Genomic DNA, 17,914 nt, shown 5'->3' on the forward strand with positions numbered 1-17,914 from the left:
CTCTGTGTCGTTGTCTTCGGCGGCCGACGCCCATCGCCATCCAACCCGTCCGATGGTTCGGCCCGCCATATTCTGTTTGTCTTGTTCATTGCGCCCGCAATCATCCTTGCCACGAGCACACCACCCCATATTGTCCCACTTTGGGACAAAAGTCAACCACGGCGAGTCCCAGGAACCCGAATCGCACCGCGCGCAACGTCGGTCAGACGCGCGCCTCGCGCAGGCGGCGGCGGAATTCGCGGCCGAATATCTCCATGCTCCGCACAAGAGCGTCGCGTTCGGCCGGGTCAAGTTGACTCATCGCCTGGTATTCGACAGCACGTTCGGGGGCGATGAGCGCGTTGCAGTAGCGGCGGCCCGCTTCGGTGAACCGCACCGACTTAACCCGCCTGTCGCCCGCTCCCCCGGCGCCCTCCCCTGCTTCGCCGAGCGTCACGTACCCCTGTTCCACGAACGAGGAGATCACGTTGTTGACGGTCTGCCGCGGCAGCATCGTGTACTCGCGGATGTCCTTCTGCGAGGCGCCGTCGTGGTCGTTGAGATAGTCGAGAACGCACATCACGCTGGTCGCCACGCCCAGCCGCCGGCCGTAATCGGCGAACGCCACGTCGATGCGGCGCAGCTCCTCGAAGAACCGGTCGAGCTGTCGGGAATCGACTCCGCCGCACGCCCGTCGTCGTCACGCAAGTCGTCGCGCGGAACGTCGGCCCGCACATCATCATTCGTCGCGCTCATCCCAGCCTCCGTATCCACGCAAACCCATGCAAACTCGCAACAGTCCCATTGTAGGACAAAAAAGCGATCCCCCGCACGCATCCACGTGCAGGGGACCGCTTATGCAGCTACACAAAAAGAAACTTCAGGCAAGCACCGGCCGCGTCACGCCTGAACCGGCCAGTAAGGCGCGACCTCCTTGTCGAAGGCGTCGGAGACGCGGGCCGCGACCTGGTCGAACGGGGTGTCCCAAACGGCCTGGTTGAAGATCTCGCATTCGATGTCGCCGCGCCAGCCGGTGGCGGCCACGGCCTCGGTGAGGGACTTGAAATCGATCACGCCCTCGCCCATGTAGTGGCGGCTCAGCAGCACGTCCTTCTCGAACGGGGTGCGGTAGTCGCACACCTGATACGTGGCGATGCGGCCCTCTCGTCCGGCGCGCGCGATCGAGTCGAGCACCTGCGGATCCCAGAAGATGTGGAACGTATCGACGGTCACGCCCACGGCCTTCGGGTCGAACGGCGCGGCGATGTCGAGCGCTTGGCCGAGCGTCGAAACGCACGCGCGGTCGGTGCAGTACATCGGGTGCAGCGGTTCAATGGCGAGCGTCACGCCGGCCGCAAGCGCGTCGGATTCCAGTTCGGCGAGCGCGTCGGAGATGCGCGCGCGGGCGCCGATCAGATCCTTGGAACCCGCCGGCAGGCCGCCGACGACGAGCACGAGCACCTTGCAGCCGAATGCGGCGGTTTCCTCGATCAGCTTGCGGTTGTCGTCGATGGAGGCGCGGCGGTCGTCGCCCTCCGGCATGGTGAAGAAGCCGCCGCGGCACATGGTGGACACGCGCAGGCCGGAGTCGGCGACCATCTTCACGGCCTCCTTGACGCCCACGGCCTCGACCGGCTCGCGCCACAGGCCGACGCTCTGGTAGCCGGCGGCGGTCAGCGTGTCGAGGGTCTGGCGCAGGTCGGCGTACTTGATGGTCGCCTGGTTCATCGACAGAATCGGATTGGTCATAATGCATAGCTCCTTTGCAACAAGCCATTGTTCTACGTACATGCGATGCGCGCAGCCCATACGCGAGCTGCGTACGGGTTGGGCGCGAGCCGGTCAATCGACGTTGCCGGTTTCCCGGTAGTCGCGCCACACGTTCTCGAAGAAGTCGTCGTCCTCCGGGATCGGCCGCACGGGCCGCCACGCGCACGTCACCGAACCGCCTTCGCCGGCAACGTCGGCAGCTGCACCGTCAGCGCCGGCCGCGACGAACGTCGTCTCCTGCGTTTCCCCGTCCAGTCGCCCGCCGTCGAGCGTGAACCGGAACCGATCGTCAAGGTCGATCGGCGCGTCCGCGTCCGGGCCGAATCCCTTGACCGGCAGCGTGCCGTTCGGATCGGTCCACAGCACGGATCCGCGCGACGTGTTGTGCGCATGCTCGGCGTACTCGGCCATCGCGCCGAGGTACGTGTACGCGCTGGTGAGAATGTCGCGCACGAGGAACACGCGGTCGATGCTGCGGCGCGACTTGGCCGTGGCACTGACCGCGCGATCGTAGTCGGCGAGCCAGCCGCCGACCGTGTCGCGTGCGGCGCGAACGTCGTCGACGTTGCGCACGGGACCGGCCTTCGCGCTCATCAGCCGGCGCACGTCGTCGAGATAGTCGCCGACGTTGTCGGTCCCGCCCACGGCCTCGGCGCGAGCGCACGCCGAGTCGAGCAGATCGAACGCATGCCCGACCGTCGGCGCGGCGTATTCGGCGAACGCGACGTCGTCCGTCAGCGGCAAATCGGCACGGTAAGCGGCAATCCAGGTCGCCGCGCGCAACGCCGCGACCTGACCCTCGTTCAGCGCCGAACCGCCCGGACGATACACGCCGTGCCCGCCGTCGACTTCGCCGCACGGGAACAGGCCGTCGATGTTGGACCGCCACCAACGGTCGATCGTCAGTCCACCGTTGTTGTGCTGGGCGCACACGTCGACGCGCAGCATCTCCTTCTCGAGGTCGACGCCCGGATTCTTGTCGAGATAGAACTGGTACGCGGGCTCATTCATGTGGCGCAGGCGTTCGATCGGCGTGCCGAACAGCGCGCCGGCCTTGTCGAGGTACTCGCGCGCCTCCGGGGCGAGCGCGTCGGCGTCGAGCTCCGGTCGCATCGGGTTGGAACGGAAGTCGAGATAAACATAGCGGCCGCGCAGCACGGTCTCGCGGTAGACGAGCAGGTCGATGAGCGACGAGCCGTCGCGCGCCTTGCGGATGTCGAACGGCCACTGGTAGCCCTTGAGGAACACGAGCGAGAGCTGCCGACCATAGTCGGGGATCGCCTCGGTCAGGAACTCGCGCTCGTCCGAACCGTCCGGGTTCGTGGAGACGAATCGCGGCAGCACCTGCATGTATGTGCCGGAAACGTTCCAGCGCGGGGTGAGCGAGGCGAGGCCGAATTGCCATTCGGTCAGGTTCTTGCCCTTCGCGCCGGCGCGTAGTGGAGCGCCGGATGCGCCCCACTGGCCGTTCGGGTACACGCTGTTCGCGTACATGCCGGCCGGACCGCCGGTCGCGTACACGATGTTCGGTGTGCGGAACACGGTGAAGCGCGGCTGGTCGGTGCCCGGTTCGGCGCGGCGGTTGAGCACGAGCAGGCCGATCACTTGACCGTCGTGGACGAGCACGTCGACAACGCGGCAGAATTCGAACGTTTCGATGCCCTTCGCCTCGACGGCCTTCTGCAGGTGCTCGACCATCGACTTGGACGTGTACGGGCCGACGGACGTGGCGCGGCGGCGCGGATCATGGTCGGTTTTGTAGCCGATGTATTCGCCGTAGCGGTTGCGCGGGAACGGCACGCCGAGCTCGCACAGGTGCAGGAACGCCTGCGTGGAGCAGGCCGCCTCGGCGAGCGCCACGTCGCCGTCGACCGCGCCGCCGGCGAACAGCGTTTCGGCCATGTCGCGCACGGAGTCGGGGTCGCCGCCGGACAGTGTGAGCTTGTAGTAGGTCTGCTTGTCGGAGCCTGCGTTGCGCGACGTGCCGGCGTCGATGCGGTCGGTGACGATCGCGATGTCGGTGACGCCCATGTCGTACAGCCGTTCGGCCGCGCAATATCCGGCCGATCCAGTGCCGACGACGACGGCCTGACGGTCGACGACTGGGACGTCGTGTCCGGCGATGGTCATGGTGTGCTGTGTCATTGGTGGTCCTTGGTGGTCCTTGTGTTGCGATCCTGCGCGACTCGGCGTTGTTGCGGGATTCCGCGCGTTTTCGCCGGTCAGAGCACCGGAATGTGCATGCCGCCGTCGACGTTGATGATGTCGCCGGTAGCGTACGGCGTGTTGCCGGAGGCGAGGATGGAGACCGCGCCAGCCACGTCGGCGGGCTTGCCCCAGCGGGCGATCGGCGCGCCGCCGTTGGCGAAGAACGCGTCGTACTTGTCCTTGACGCCGGCGGTCATATGCGTGGCGATGATGCCCGGGCGCACTTCGTACACGACGATGCCTTCGGGGGCGAGGCGCACAGCCCACAGTTCGGTGGCCATATGCACGCCGGCCTTGGAGATGCAGTATTCGCCGCGGTTGATCGAGACGGTTTCGGCCGAGGTGGACGACACGTTGACAATGGTGGCGACCGGGCCTTCCGGCGGTTCGGGAAGGTTTTCGATCGGCCCGCGTAGCGCGATGACCTTGTTGGCGAACGCCTGGGTCAGGAAGTACGGTCCACGCAGGTTGATGCCGAGCACGCGGTCGAAGCTTTCCGGCGTGGCCTCGAGCAGGTCCTTGCGTTCGGTGGGCGCGACACCGGCGTTGTTGACGAGCACGTCGAGACGACCCCATGCCTCGACAGCGTCGTTGAGGAAGCGCTGGTGGTCCTCGGCACTGGTGACGTCGCCGCGCACGTAGCGCACACGGGACGGGTCGCCGGCGATCTCGCGCAGTTCGGCCATCACGTCGGCCGGTTCCTCGCGGCGGGCGAGAATGTCGACGGCGAAACCGTCGGCGACGAGCCGCTTGGAGATGCCCAGGCCGATGCCCTGGTTGCCGCCGGTGACGAGCGCAACCTTGACACCGCCGTTGATGTTGTTGTCAGTCATGATTCGCATTCCTTTCCGCCTCCTGGCTCTCCCAGCCGTTTGTCTGTTTCGGGGGAGCCGCCGGCCGTGCCGGCCGAGGGAGTCAAGCGTTTCGTCGCGTCGCGCGGTGCGTTCGCCGCGCGACGCGTCTGCCGGTCGAACGGGCTCAGCAAAACGGGCTCAGTAGCGGCCTTCCGGCACGAGCACCTTGACGCCCTTGGCGGCGGACTCGTAGCCGAGCTCGGCGAGCCTCACGCCGCGCGCGCCGGAGGCGAAGTCGTACGGGTACGGGGTGCCTTCGACGAGCGAGCGGATGTATTCCTCCCACTGGGCCTTGAAGCCGTTTTCGAAGGTTTCGTCGGTGGCGATCTCCTGCCAGTTGTCCATGTAGTGGTGCGGATCCGGGACATCCGGGTTCCAGAACGCCTTCGGGGTGGCGTCGCGCACCTGGATTTCGGCGCCAAACAGGCCGACGACCGCGGAGCCCTTGGTGCCGTCGATCTGGAATTCGAGCAGCTCGTTGCGGTAGACGCGGGTGTTCCACGAGGAGTTCATCTGCACGGTGATGCCGTTTTCGAGCTCGAAGATCGCGTAGGCGGCGTCCTCGGCGGTGGCCTGGTACGTGTTGCCCTGCTCGTCGACGCGCTCGGGGATTTCGGTCTTCGCCTCGGCGTACACGGACTTGACCTTGCCGAACAGACCTTCGATCACGTAGTTCCAGTGCGGGAACATGTCGGAGATCATGCCGCCGCCGAGCTCCTTCTTGTAGTTCCAGCTCGGGCGCTGCGATTCGCGCCAGTCGCCTTCGAACACCCAGTAGCCAAATTCGCCGTGGACCGAGAGGATGCGACCAAAGAAGCCGGACTTGATGAGGCGCTTGAGCTTGAGGAGGCCCGGCAGGAACAGCTTGTCGTGCACGACGCCGGTCTTGACGCCCTTGGCCTCGGCGAGGCGCACGAGCTCGCACGCGTCCTCGTAGGTTTCGGCGAGCGGCTTTTCGGTGTAGATGTCCTTGCCAGCGGCGATGGCCTTCTTGAGGGAGTTGAGGCGGGCGGAGGTGACGAGGAAGTCGGCGTACAGCGGGTAGGCCGGGTCGGCGAGCACCGAGTCAAGGTCGGTGGTGTACTTGAGGCCGCCGTGCTTTTCGGAGGCTTCCTTGAGCTTGGACTCGTGGCGTCCGACGAGGATCGGGTCGAGCTGGACGCGCGATCCGTCGCTCAGCTCCACGCCGCCCTGCTCGATGATCGGCAGGATGGAGCGGCACAGGTGCTGGCGGTAGCCCATGCGGCCGGTTGCGCCGTTGAGAATGACTCCGATGGTCTTGTCTGCCATGATGATGGTTCCTTTCGCTGATTGCGGCTTTGCAGTCACGTTCTTGACTTTTCGTCTTCGTTCGGCACTTGCCGCGTTGCCGCACTGCTTTATCCGGCTTTATTTGGTAAGCGCTTTCCGTTGGTTTTCAATATACACCACTCCCCCAATCAACGCAAATCACAAGAAACGCCGAAAACATGGCCACCCAAAACAAAACAACCGTTTACCAAATTGGTAAACGGTTGCCTATATATGCTCCAAACGCAGCGACTATTCGATCGTCACGTCGGCGGCGTTCGCAAGCACCTGCACGTTCGCATCGGCGAGCGAAACGCAACGCACCCCGTCGCGGCGCATGTTGCGGATATGCACGCCACGCACCGGATGCTCCGCGTCGTAGCCGCCGATCAGTGACGGCTCCTCGTCGCCGGCCGTCACCGCGCCGGTGGTCACATCCACGTCCTCGACGCGCACGTTCTCGATGAGCCGACCCGGCGCCGGATTGTAGTCCTTGTTCCACTTGGTCTCGATGTCAAGCACACGACCGTGGCTGATGCGTTCGATGCGCACGTTCTTCCACAGCACGTCGCGCACCGTGTTCTTGTCGCCCGCGTTGATCGCCATCACGCCCAGATAGTTCGGCTGGTACTCGTTGTGTTCGAGCACGTCCATGTCCTCGAAGCTGATGCGCTCGATCACGTCGCCGTCGTGCTCGTGGTCGCCGTGCGTGCCGATCATCATCGGATGCGCCACGTCGGCCCACAGCGTGCAGCCGTGTGCATGCACGTTGCGCGAGCCGCCGCGGTACTCCCAGCGCGAACCGTACACGGCGATGCAGTCGTCGGACGTGCGCAGGAAGCAGTCGGCGATCTCCACGTCCTCGCACGCCATCATGTCGATGCCGTCCGACCAGCCCTCGCAGCTGAACGACTTGAGGCAACGGATCGTCACGTCCTGCGACTTGCCCATGAACACCGAATAGTGCGGCGGGTTGATGAGGATCAGGTTCTCGAGCGTGACGTGCTTCGAGAACGTGACCATCACGCCGTTCGTGCCGGCCAAGCGCTTGAAGTCGGCCAGATACAGCACGCCGCGGCCGCGCACGCGCACGTCCTCGGCATGGTCGATGATGAGCGATCCCTCGATCACGGCGCCGCCTTCGAGGATCACGTCGACGTGCGACGGCAGCCGCCACTCGCCGTCGAACAGGTAGTAGTAGCCCGGCTTGATGCGCACGACGACGCGCTCGTCGCCGCTGCCGTGCTTGCCGACACGCGCGCGCTCGATCTGGTCGTTGAGTTCGGGGCCGATGGTGAGCACGTGCTCGACGGTCACATCGGCTTGATCGTAGTCGTCGAGCAGACGGCCGGCGAGAACGTGCAGGTTGTGGTGACGTTCGCGGTTGAGCTCGACGCTCAGGTTGGCGGGATGGTCGAGCGTGAACGTGACGCGGTTGGGCTGCACGTGCGGCTCGACACCGACGGACAGCGGGCGCACGTCGGCGCGATATGTGTAGAACCAGCCGTTGACCTTGACTTCGACCTCGACGCGGCCGGAGAAGTCGAAGTAGCACATCGACGACTCTTGCACGTAGTGCGAGTCGATTTTGACGCGGTAGACCGGGACGGACTGCCAGCCTTCAGCGGTCGCGTCGTCGTCGGTCGGGACTTCGCCGGCGGCCAGTGGGCGGACTCGGACGCTGTATTCCTTGCGCAGCGTTGCGCCGGCCGGGGCCGGGTAGACGCGGATGGCGCCGGCGTTGGATGTATTCATGATCGTCACCTTTCGTTGTGATGTCGCCGTTGCGCGCGGTCATCGCCGCGCAACGTGCGTAACTAGTTACCCTTACTGCTGATGTCCAGCATAGTGCATTGCGGCCGATGCCACGACGACACGACAGCATCGTCTGTCCGGCGAGTCCGCGCCGCAGCGCATCGGTCGGCATGTCCGAACACCTGTCCGCCGAACGGATCGTCGGACAGGCGAAGGGGCGGGCGGCGCTTTGCGCGTCGCTCGCCCCTTCCCTGGCTGTTCCCGCTGACACCCCCGTCAGAAGGAAGAATCGATGCCGTTCGGACGATGCGTCAGCCGATACTCGTCGAACGGAAAACAGGTCGTGAAAACGGGTCGTTACGGAATTATCCCGGAATCATTCTTGAATCATCCTCGAATGAGGACTCAACCCTTCGAATCCCGATCCCGATTCCGACCGAGACCTCGGCCGGAATGCCGGTCAGAATCCCGGACGAAACCCGCCCTCCAACGCCGATCGAACCGGTGCCGACGGAACCGGAATGGTCGATATGGCGGGTTCCGCATCCGCGATCAGAGCATCAGAGCATCAGAGCATCAGAGCATCTGGACCTTGTCGAAGAACTTGTCGGCATAACCGGTCTCGAACTTGACGAGCTTGTCGTAGCCGAGCGACTTGGCCTTCTCGACCATGTCCTTCTCGAGGCTGTTGAACTCGGAGTCGGAGTTGGCGTAGATCATCTTCCACGAGTACTGCTTGATCACGTCGCCGACCTGACTCTTGATAACCTTGTCCTGATCGCTGTATTCGATGGACGGCAAGTCCGGGGTCTTGAAGCCCTTGACCTGGCCCTTCTTGATCAGGTATTCCTGCACGTTGAGCGCACCGTCGTGGTCGGCGGTCCACTCCTTGTCGAGGGAGCTGGCGTTGCCCTTGAGGTAGGAGTCCCACTGGTTGTAGACCACCGGGAAGTCGTAGTCCTTGCCGGTCGGGGTGCCAGTGGAGGTGTTCACGCGGGCCTTGAAGGTGTCCTGCACCTTGCCACCGCCGTCCTTCGCGGGCACTTCGGCGCTCCAGTCGCCCTTGCCGAGGTCGGTCAGCTCCGGCTGACCCTGCGCGTTGCGCTTCCACAGCACGCCCTCCGGGCCGTTCTCGAAGCCGAAGGAGCCCTCGTCTCCGTACATGAAGTTGAGGAACTTCACGGCGTTGTCCTTGTTCTTGGAGTTCTTGGCGAGGCCCCAGAACCAGTTGGAGCCGAGCGTGGAGGTGGCCTGATAGCTCATGGCGTCGTCGCTGGGGACGCGCTCGTAGCCCTTGTTCTGCGCGGTCATGTCCTTGTTGACCGGGTTGTAGTTGAGGTTGCCGAGGTAGCCGTACACCCACATCGCGGACTGGCCCTTCTCGGCCTTCTTCATGTAGTCGTCCCACGTCTGGGTGGCGGAATCCGGATCGAGTAGGCCGTCCTGATGGATGGAGTTAGCCCACTTGAGCGCGGTCAGATAGGTGCCTCCGTCGGCGAGGATGTCCTCGACCTTCTTCTCCGCAGGGTTAAGGTTGATGAAGTCGTAGGAGTTCACACCATCGTTGGTAATCCAGCCCAGTTCGGTGGCAATGGAGCGCAGCTGGCCGGCGGAGGTGGTGTCCCAGCCGCCGAACAGGCTCAGCGCGTACATGTTGTCGCCCTTCTCGGTCTTGGAGTGAGCCTTGGCCATCTTTTCGGCGATGTCCTTGTAATCCCAGTAGGTCTTGACTTCCGGGGAGCCGAGCTCCTTGTAGTAGTCGTAGCGGAAGCTCGGCACGTTGACCGGGTCGCCCTTGCCGAGTTCGGCCTTCTGCGCGGCGCCGGCCGGGATGGCGTACACCTTGCCGGAGTCCATCTTGGTCATGCGGTTGATCGCGTCAGTGAAGCGGAACGCGTTCGGCAGCTTGCTCTTGTACGCGCTCAGGTCCTCGACCGCGCCGGCGTCAATGGCCTGCTTGAGCGAGTCGCGGCTGTTGAACGCGATCAGGTCGCCGAGCTGGCCGGTGGTCAGCTTGGTCTGGAAGCGGTCGGTGCCGCCGACGGTGGACGGGGTGACCTTGACGGTCAGGCCGGTCTTGTCCTTGAGCCACTTGCCGACGTAGCCGTCGAGCTGGCCTTCGTACGTGGCGTTCTGCGTGAAGATGGAGATCTCGTTGGAGCTGCTCGCAGTGTTGGTGCCGCCGCATGCGGCCAGCGGGACGATCATGGCGATGCCGGCCACGGCCGCGATGCCGGTAACCGCTTTCTTGCCATTCCAACGTGAAGACTTGGTCATTGTTGCTTCCCTTGCTCGAAACTTCTTCGGTTCAGCACCGCTTTCAAACCATTTCGATATTTCTTTGAATCCATTCAAAAGCGGAACTGGTTACATTAAAGCGCTTTCCTTGAATCGTGTCAAGATATATTCAACTTCGGCGTTTCGGGCCATTTTTCAACAAAAACAGTCATGCAAACAACCGCAACAGTGTGCCTCAAGTTTACGTAACAGGTTACGTAACCATCGCGATGCAGCAATACTCACGATTGCAAATGCACGGCACCCCCGCACGCGCACGCGTGCACATACACCCGCACATCCGCACACGCGCACCCGCACCCGCACATCCACGCCCGCACACACGCACACCCAAATGACAAAACGGATCCAGCTACCTGATGTTCTGAATCCAAATGTCCGATGAGAGTACTCCATAGTCACGCGATGGCAAAATACAACCCGATTCCATCGAGTGACATCAGCTCCAGTCACGCGACGGAATTGACACGCTCCAATCCATCCCGTGACCCCGATGTCAGAGGTTTCGAAGCGATTCCACAGTCACGCGATGGCAAAATGCGCCCAGATTCCATCGCATGACACCAGCTCCAGTCACGCGATGGAATTGACACGCTCCAATCCATCCCGTGACCTCGGCATCAGGGATTTCGAAGCGATTACACGGTCACTCGATGGAAATTGACTCCTCCATGCCATCCCATGATTATCCGTACAATCACGGAATGGAACAACATCCTGATTTTCCATCCTGTGACCTCCATTGCACGGAATTTCGAAGGATTTCGAGGTCACGGGACAGCATTGGACCGTTTCAATCCATCGCGTGAACAGTCGGCCGGTCATGCGATGGAACAATCCCCCGTTTTTCCATCGCATGTCCCTCCCCTGCAATGCAAGCTCCCCCTGCAATGCGGTCTACCCCGCAATGCGCCCTTCGCAACGCTCTTGAAACTTGCCATCCCCACATGTCCCAGCAGCGAAGCGAAGCACTCGGTCACCCCGCTCAGTACTCCTCGCGGTACTTCAGCGGCTTGCCGGCGACGGCGCGGGCGAGCTCCTCGGTCACATTCAGGCCCATCGCATGCAGTTCGGAACCGGTCGAGCCGGCGATGTGCGGCGTGAGGATCACGTTCGGCATGTCCCACAGCGGCGAGTCGCTCGGCAGCGGCTCGGGCCAAGTCACGTCGAGGATCGCGTTGATGCGGCCCGTCTTGAGCTCCGCGATCAGCGCATCGTGGTCGACCACGCGGCCGCGCGCCGAATTGAGCAGCGTTGCGCCGTCCTTCATCAGCGCAAGCTCACGCGCGCCGATCATGCCACGCAGGGGCGGAATGTCGGGAGCGTGCAGCGAGACGATGTCCGACTGCCGCAGCAGCGTGTCGAGATCGGCCTTGGTCGCGCCGTACGACGCGGTCTCGTCGGCGGACATGTCGATCGCGTACGCGAGCACGTCCAGCCGCGTCATCTGCAGCATGGTCATGAGCCGACGGCCGATGCGTGACGACGCACACACCAGTCCGACGGTCTTCTCGTAGTTGCCGACGTTCGCGAACACGCTTTGTACGTCCACCCACGCGCCCCAGCCACGCTGTTCGTGGTACATGCGTTCGGCGCGGAAGAACTGCTTGTTGGCGAGCAGGATGTTCGCGAAGCAGTATTCGGCGACCGGCAGGCCGTTGATGTAGCCGGAGTTCGACAGTTCGATGCCGCGCTTTTTGGCAACGTTTGCAGCCGTGTCGTCCGTAAAGATGCGCGCCGCGGCGCCGCTTGCGGCGAAGATGCCCTTCAGGCGCGGCATGGAGGCGAGCACGGCCTCGTCGATCAGATTTTCGCCGCCCCAGCCGGTGATGATGTAGTCGGCGCGGGCGATGCGTTCGGCGTTCGCCGGGTCGCGGAAGTCCTCGACGACGACCGGGCGACCGTTTTCGTCGCGGTCCCAGTCGGCCACGGACTCGAGCTCACGCCACGCGTCGCGGCCCATGATCTTGTCGACCAGATCGGCCGGACGGAACGAGAATATGACGAACGGCCTGTTTTCGCACTGCGTTTCGACATTGTCCAATGATTGCAATGATTCCTGCGTCATAGGGCGCTCCTTCGATGCTGCTCAAGTTCGGCACAATCTCTTGCCTGATTGATTGTACGGCAGTTGAAAACGCTTTCCGACGATTTGCCATGTCTTGTATGAGGAGCAACCATCAACACCGGCGATCACAACATGTGCCGACGCCACGCATATCCAAGTCAACCCCGACGGCCCCTGACCGGACAGCCACCGGCCCCAATTGGTCTTCACCGACAGCAACCACCGGTCCTCGCACGCAGTCGCATTGCTGGTTCCCGGGATTTTCCGGCAATAATCCCGGGAACCAGCCCATGTTCGTGTGAACATGCTTTTGCCTGAAATTTCAACGATCCACAGCTATGCCGATGTGCGTTATTGTGCGGTTCCTGGTTCCCGGGATTTTGGCGGCCAATCCCGGGAACTGGCTCAGCGCTCTCACCCCATACAAGCCATGCCGGGCATGCCCAAGCATCAGGACCGCACGCCCGCCACGGCAGGGCGGACGCTCACACGCGGCTTTGCCGGAACGAACCGGCAAAAGCGGTTGATCAGGTTGACGATCTGGCCGGTGATAACCGCGGCGACGACCGTGCCGACCCCAAGCCCGTCGACGCGGCCGAAGAAGACAAACGACATGATGCCAGCGATGATGACCAGCGACACGTCGAAGCAGACCTTGACCGTGCCGAAACGCACCTTGGTCACGATCGCGAAGGCGTTCACGACGCCCTCGCCCGGCACCATGATGAGCCCGGGCGCGACCTCCATGCAAATGCCGAGCGCCAGGATCGCACAGCCGAGCAGCAGTCCGGCACCTTGGCTCCACCACGCGTCCGGCACGAACCACGTCAGCAGGCGCATGCTCACGTCAAGCGTGGCCGCGAACCAGAACGTGGCCGCCAACTGCAAGTACTGAACGGGGTGAAAGTCGCGCCGCAGCAGGGCGATCTCGATGAGGAGGAACGCGACGTTGACCGCGAAGGTCGTGACGCCGAAGCTGATCTGGGGGAATCGCAGCGTCGTCACCCATGCGATGCTCGAGATCGGCGAGGTGCCAAGATCGCTTTTCGTGATGAGCGCGATGCCGAACGATTCGACGGCAAGTCCGGCCAGAAAGCAGATGATTCGTTTGACGATGTATGGCATATTTCATTCCTCCCCTTACGTGCGTCCCGCTGCTCCGCCGGCTCGTCGACAACGACCGGGGAGGAACACGGACTCGTTGTGCAACCTGACCCTCACTATACCACATCTCGGTAAGCGCTTACCATAATAAGGACACGCTTAACCAACGATTTACTACACATGCAATGAACTTAACGGCAAACGCTTACCCATGAAAAGCACACAATAGGCCCACAGGAGCCCCTCAACCACACCCGCACCCGGAACCCAAGAGCCGTATTTCGCGCCTGCAAAGAACAATCCGCAAAGAGAGAGGCAGTTTCCACGAATTACAAAGGTCTATCCGCAAACTGAGAGGCAGCCATACATGATATGACCAGCGAACAACGCCATCGTCCAAGCGGACTGCAGCCGTTTTTCGGCCGGCCGCCCGAAGCGATTGCCTCTCAGTTTGCAGATAGACCCGTGCAGAACGCGAAAACTGCCTCTCAAATCGCAGATAGACCCGTCACGATCGATTCATGACCGTCCGGCTACTCCTCACTCAGCGTGATGTTGGCGTTGGCGAGGGTCATGTCGGAAACGGTGATGCGCTGGGTGCGCCCGTCGGCCAGACCGACCTCGATCACGCCGCCGCGACCGTCCGCCGTCGGGGTTTCGCGCACGGAACGCACCTGCGGGGTGCCATCGTGCTGTTCGACGACGGTGACGAAGCTGCCTGTGCGCCCGTGCGCGCGGATGTCGAGCGTGCGACGGCGGTCGCGCTCATCGCCGATCGGATAGTCCGCACCGACCGTCGCCATGAACCGCACCGCACCACCATGCGCCGCAACAAGATCCGCAGTCAGATCAACGCGCACCACGGCCGGAGCACCCGCGTCCGCCGGAGAGGCGGGGATGCTCGTCGCCATGCGCTTCGAGTCGATCTTGACCGGACCGCCCTCGTAGTCGAGGTCATCGGCCGGCACGGGCACCGTGTTCTCCACCGTGTACAGCAGGGAACGGATCGGCACCTTCATCCCGTCCGCGCACTCGACCATGCCATTGCCCCAGAACAGGCTCGGGACCGGCGGCCAATGCTCGTTCTCCTCCGCCACGAACGACTCATCGCTCACCGCCTGCAACGTCAACGACTTCGCATCCTCCGGAACCGCCACGTCCACGTCGCCCGCACCGAAGATCCACGCGCCGAACTTGCCCGATGCGAGCGGCTGCGCGCCCACGTACCGGTCCGGCGTGAACGCGTCATCAGCCAGCACCAGCGCCGACGCGCCTGCCGCAACGGTCTCGGAAGCGCCCGCGGCCGCCACGCTCAGCTCGGCCACGGACGCCGGCTTGACGAACGAACCCGCCACGGGACCCGCGAACACCGCGTAGTGCAGTTTCTGCTGGATCTGGTAGTACTCCGGGTCGCAGCCGACGACGATCTGACGCGAAGCCGGCGCGACCGACCACACGTCCATGTGCATGATGCCGGGCGCGTTGTGGTTGGAGCGCGTGTTCGTCATCCACTTGCCGCCGTTGAACTGGCTCATGTCCACGTCGAACGACGTCTTGACCGTGCCGCGCGCATCGAACACATGGCAGTCGGTGATGAACTGTCCGCTGGACAGCGGCGACGGGTCAAGCTTCGGTTCGACGCCGCGATACGTCAGATCAGGCGTCAGATCAGGCATCAGATCAGGCGTCACGTCGACCGTCATGCCGGCGGCTGCCGTGTCGGCAGCCACACCGTCATCCGACCCGTGTTCGCCGGCGTTCGCCGACACGACACCCGCGACGACCGAATCGACGATCGTCCCGTCCGACGCAACACCGCCGGTTGAATACGCGAAGTGGTCACGGTCCGCGGGATCGTCGCACGGATACGCCAACGCTCCCCCGTGCTCGCCGACGATCGAACGCAAACCATTCACGTGCATCAACACGTCATACTGATGTTCCGCAGAACCGGACAGGTAGTCGACGAGCACGATGTAGTCGTCGGTCACGAGCGTGGCGCGACGCTGCGTGATCGGCTCGGTGTAGCCGCTGCGCGACGCGTACTTCGGCGCGTCTCCCGACTCGGGCAGCGCAACAAACCGTCCCTCGATCCACGCCTGTTCGGCGAAATCCGCACCGGAAGTCACGACCCAGCCGCCGTACGGCGGGTTGCACCAGCGCGTGACGATCTCCTGCACCACCACCTGCAAATCGGGATCGGAGCGGAACTGCAACGTCTTCGCACCCGTCGGATCCTGTTGCTTCAGGTCCACGAGCGCCATGTTGTGCGTGACCGAGTTCTGCACGTAGAACTTGTACATGAACGTGTGGTACGAGTACCAGACGTTCTCCGGATTGTAGAAGTTCTTGCCGAACCGGCGGATCGAGTTCAAAGCCAGACGATCATAATGCCCGTGCGCACCGCCGAGCACGCCGGTCTTGACCGTCACCTGATACTGCTCGCCCAGATCACGGCCCGGCTTCTGCGAACGCAGCATCGTGATGCCGCCCACGGGCGAGGTCACGGAGCGGCCGAACGCCGACAGCGCAGCCGCGTCGACCGCCGGCAGCTCGTCCACGCCGTACCACAGGTCGCGCTTCTCCGGCGGCACGGTGGCGAGCAGCGGCAGCAGCGACGGCTCACGGTAAATGCGGTATGCGAGATCGTAGCGCGGGTCCATGAGCTGGTAGGCGGGGGCACGGTCCTCGCTCGAATCGTTCATGCCGAAGATCACGCCGTCGTGGCTGAAGAACGGGGTTAAAGAATCCACGAGCTGCTTGACGGAACGCGTGTTGTGTTCGAACTTGCCCCAGATTTCGGTGGTGAGTCCGTCGATGCGGTCGGCGGCGGGCAGCATCGGGTCGTCGTACGCGCTGAATCGGCCGTAGCTGGCGGGCACTTGGATGTCGCGCAGGTTGAAACCCCACTTGTCGACCGTGGTGATGAGCTGCAGGAACGTGCCCATGGCGAGATAGTTGTAGCCGATCGCGGACTCGTACCACCAGCCGTCGTCGAGCACGCCGCGCGACAGGTGGTCGAGGATGCCGCCGTCGCAGTGCATGAAGTAGTCCATCTCCTCGATGTCCTGCATTTCGGCCGCGCATTCGATGCAGCCCTGCAGTTCGCACAGCTGCCAGTTGGACAGCTTGCCCTTCATCATCTCGCAGCGGATGATCTCCATAAACGTGCGGAAACACTCGTGCACGCGCGCCACCTCGGCGTCCGTCAGCAGGTCGAGTCCGCGCATGTGGTCGACGGTGAACGCGATGAACTTGAAGAACTCGCCTTCGTGCACGAGCTCCTGGCTGCCGCCCTTGATGGTGCGGAAGTAGCCGTCAGGCGCGATCATTTCGCGCAGGAATCGCGCGGATTTTTCGGCAAACCGGCGCTCGCCGCTCAGGAGCGTGATGAGCACGCAGTTGTACGCTTCGTCCGAATTGCGCGTCTGGAAGAGGTGGTCGGCGGCCGGGTCGACGGCGGGCACCTGCCAGCGTTCGGCCTGCTCGTAGCGCTGCCGATAGGCGGCCTTGGCCCAGTCCTGCGTCGCGATCTTGTGCTTGATGCCGTCGATGTCCGCTTTGGTGAGCGTGGTGCGGTAGTCGTCGGAGTGGTTGACGGTGACGAACCGCATGGTCTGCGACGCGCCGCTTGCGGACGTGACGACGAGCAGCTGGTCCTCGTGCCCGTACGGCGCGAGACGTTCGGACGAGTGCACGGTCAGACGCACGACGCGGCGTTCGCGCGGCTGGAGCGTGACGACGAGCGGGCCGGACGCCGACTGTTGCGACGACGATTGTCCGGCCGACGACTTCGATGCGACGACCGACGCCGTCGTGGCCGCGGCCGTTGCCGAAGCCGGTTCGTCGGCCGCAGCAGCCGACGCGTCCGATTCGACGGTATATTGCGACCCGCCGCTGACGGACGGCAGCACGGACCGGTCGTTTTCGCCGATCGTCGTCGCATCGGTCACGTCGGCGAGTTCGGTCGCGAGGACTTCCTTGCCGTGACGCCTAACGCTTGCGGTGACGGTCTGTGGCGCGTCGAGCATGTTCACCAGCGTCACGTCATACGAGGCCGTCGACGCGGGATCGGCCGCGACGAGCGCGCGACCGCGCACCGCGCAGCCGAGCAGCAGCTCGCGCGCGGCGATGAAGCGCACGACGGTCGGCTCGACCTCGTTCTCGGCGTCACCGTCATCGGCCGCGACGGTCACGGCGACCACGCCCTTGGGCAGCACGCCCATGCCCTCGTCGAACGAGAACTGCGCGAACGGCACGAACGTGGGCGCGCCCGGCACCAGCACCGCCGCGGCCGTCACCTCCGGCAACGCCTCCTCGCGCGGATTGCGGCACAGCGAACAGGTGAGCGTCACCGTCACCCGCGTCGGAACCGTCACGTCCGCGGCCAGCTCGAGACCGTACCAGTCAAGCACGTCGGCCGCGTGATCGTTCGACTCCCAGAACCCGTGCACATCCCACAGTTTCTTGTCATTCGGATTCGGATGCGTGAACCGCACCCCGCCGGGCACGCCTGCGCGCTCCCACCGCGTCACGTCGACCACGGTCTGTTCCGGAAGATATCGCATGAGACTACTCCTTGGATTGC

The 17,914-nt window shown here is 63.7% G+C and carries 10 protein-coding genes; all 10 read right to left on the minus strand.

Features of this window, described 5'->3' with window-relative positions:
* Window positions 1-202 precede the first annotated feature (202 nt).
* Window positions 203-607 (minus strand): MarR family winged helix-turn-helix transcriptional regulator, encoded by a 405-nt coding sequence (locus tag BBIA_RS00575; protein WP_238548384.1) that lies wholly within the window; start codon window positions 605-607, stop codon window positions 203-205.
* Between the two features lie 272 nt (window positions 608-879).
* The gene (locus BBIA_RS00580) at window positions 880-1,728 is read right to left on the minus strand and encodes a sugar phosphate isomerase/epimerase family protein (RefSeq protein ID WP_033492457.1); all 849 of its coding nucleotides are present in this window, start codon (window positions 1,726-1,728) and stop codon (window positions 880-882) included.
* Window positions 1,729-1,821: 93 nt separating this feature from the next.
* A complete protein-coding gene (locus BBIA_RS00585) occupies window positions 1,822-3,894 on the minus strand; it encodes an FAD-binding protein (RefSeq protein ID WP_033492455.1) in 2,073 nt (690 codons plus the stop codon).
* Between the two features lie 77 nt (window positions 3,895-3,971).
* Window positions 3,972-4,790, minus strand: a complete 819-nt coding sequence (locus tag BBIA_RS00590; protein ID WP_033492453.1) for a 3-ketoacyl-ACP reductase — start codon at window positions 4,788-4,790, stop codon at window positions 3,972-3,974.
* A 159-nt stretch (window positions 4,791-4,949) separates the two neighbouring features.
* On the minus strand, window positions 4,950-6,101 hold the full coding sequence (locus BBIA_RS00595) for a Gfo/Idh/MocA family protein (protein ID WP_033492451.1): 1,152 nt from the start codon (window positions 6,099-6,101) through the stop codon (window positions 4,950-4,952).
* 252 nt (window positions 6,102-6,353) lie between these two features.
* Window positions 6,354-7,856, minus strand: a complete 1,503-nt coding sequence (locus BBIA_RS00600; RefSeq protein ID WP_033492449.1) for a glycosyl hydrolase family 28 protein — start codon at window positions 7,854-7,856, stop codon at window positions 6,354-6,356.
* Window positions 7,857-8,432: 576 nt separating this feature from the next.
* Complete coding sequence (locus BBIA_RS00605; protein ID WP_033492447.1) at window positions 8,433-10,133, minus strand: ABC transporter substrate-binding protein; 1,701 nt, start codon at window positions 10,131-10,133, stop codon at window positions 8,433-8,435.
* A 1,006-nt stretch (window positions 10,134-11,139) separates the two neighbouring features.
* Window positions 11,140-12,222, minus strand: coding sequence for a hydroxyacid dehydrogenase (locus tag BBIA_RS00610; protein WP_051923597.1), 1,083 nt, complete (start codon window positions 12,220-12,222; stop codon window positions 11,140-11,142).
* A 450-nt stretch (window positions 12,223-12,672) separates the two neighbouring features.
* Window positions 12,673-13,347: a YczE/YyaS/YitT family protein gene (locus tag BBIA_RS00615; protein WP_033492445.1), complete on the minus strand. Its 675-nt coding sequence runs from the start codon at window positions 13,345-13,347 to the stop codon at window positions 12,673-12,675.
* A 512-nt stretch (window positions 13,348-13,859) separates the two neighbouring features.
* Window positions 13,860-17,894, minus strand: coding sequence for a hypothetical protein (locus BBIA_RS13130; protein WP_051923598.1), 4,035 nt, complete (start codon window positions 17,892-17,894; stop codon window positions 13,860-13,862).
* Window positions 17,895-17,914: the final 20 nt, after the last annotated feature.

Origin of the sequence: Bifidobacterium biavatii DSM 23969 (assembly GCF_000741165.1) — a bacterium.
Classification (GTDB): Bacteria; Actinomycetota; Actinomycetes; order Actinomycetales; family Bifidobacteriaceae; genus Bifidobacterium; species Bifidobacterium biavatii.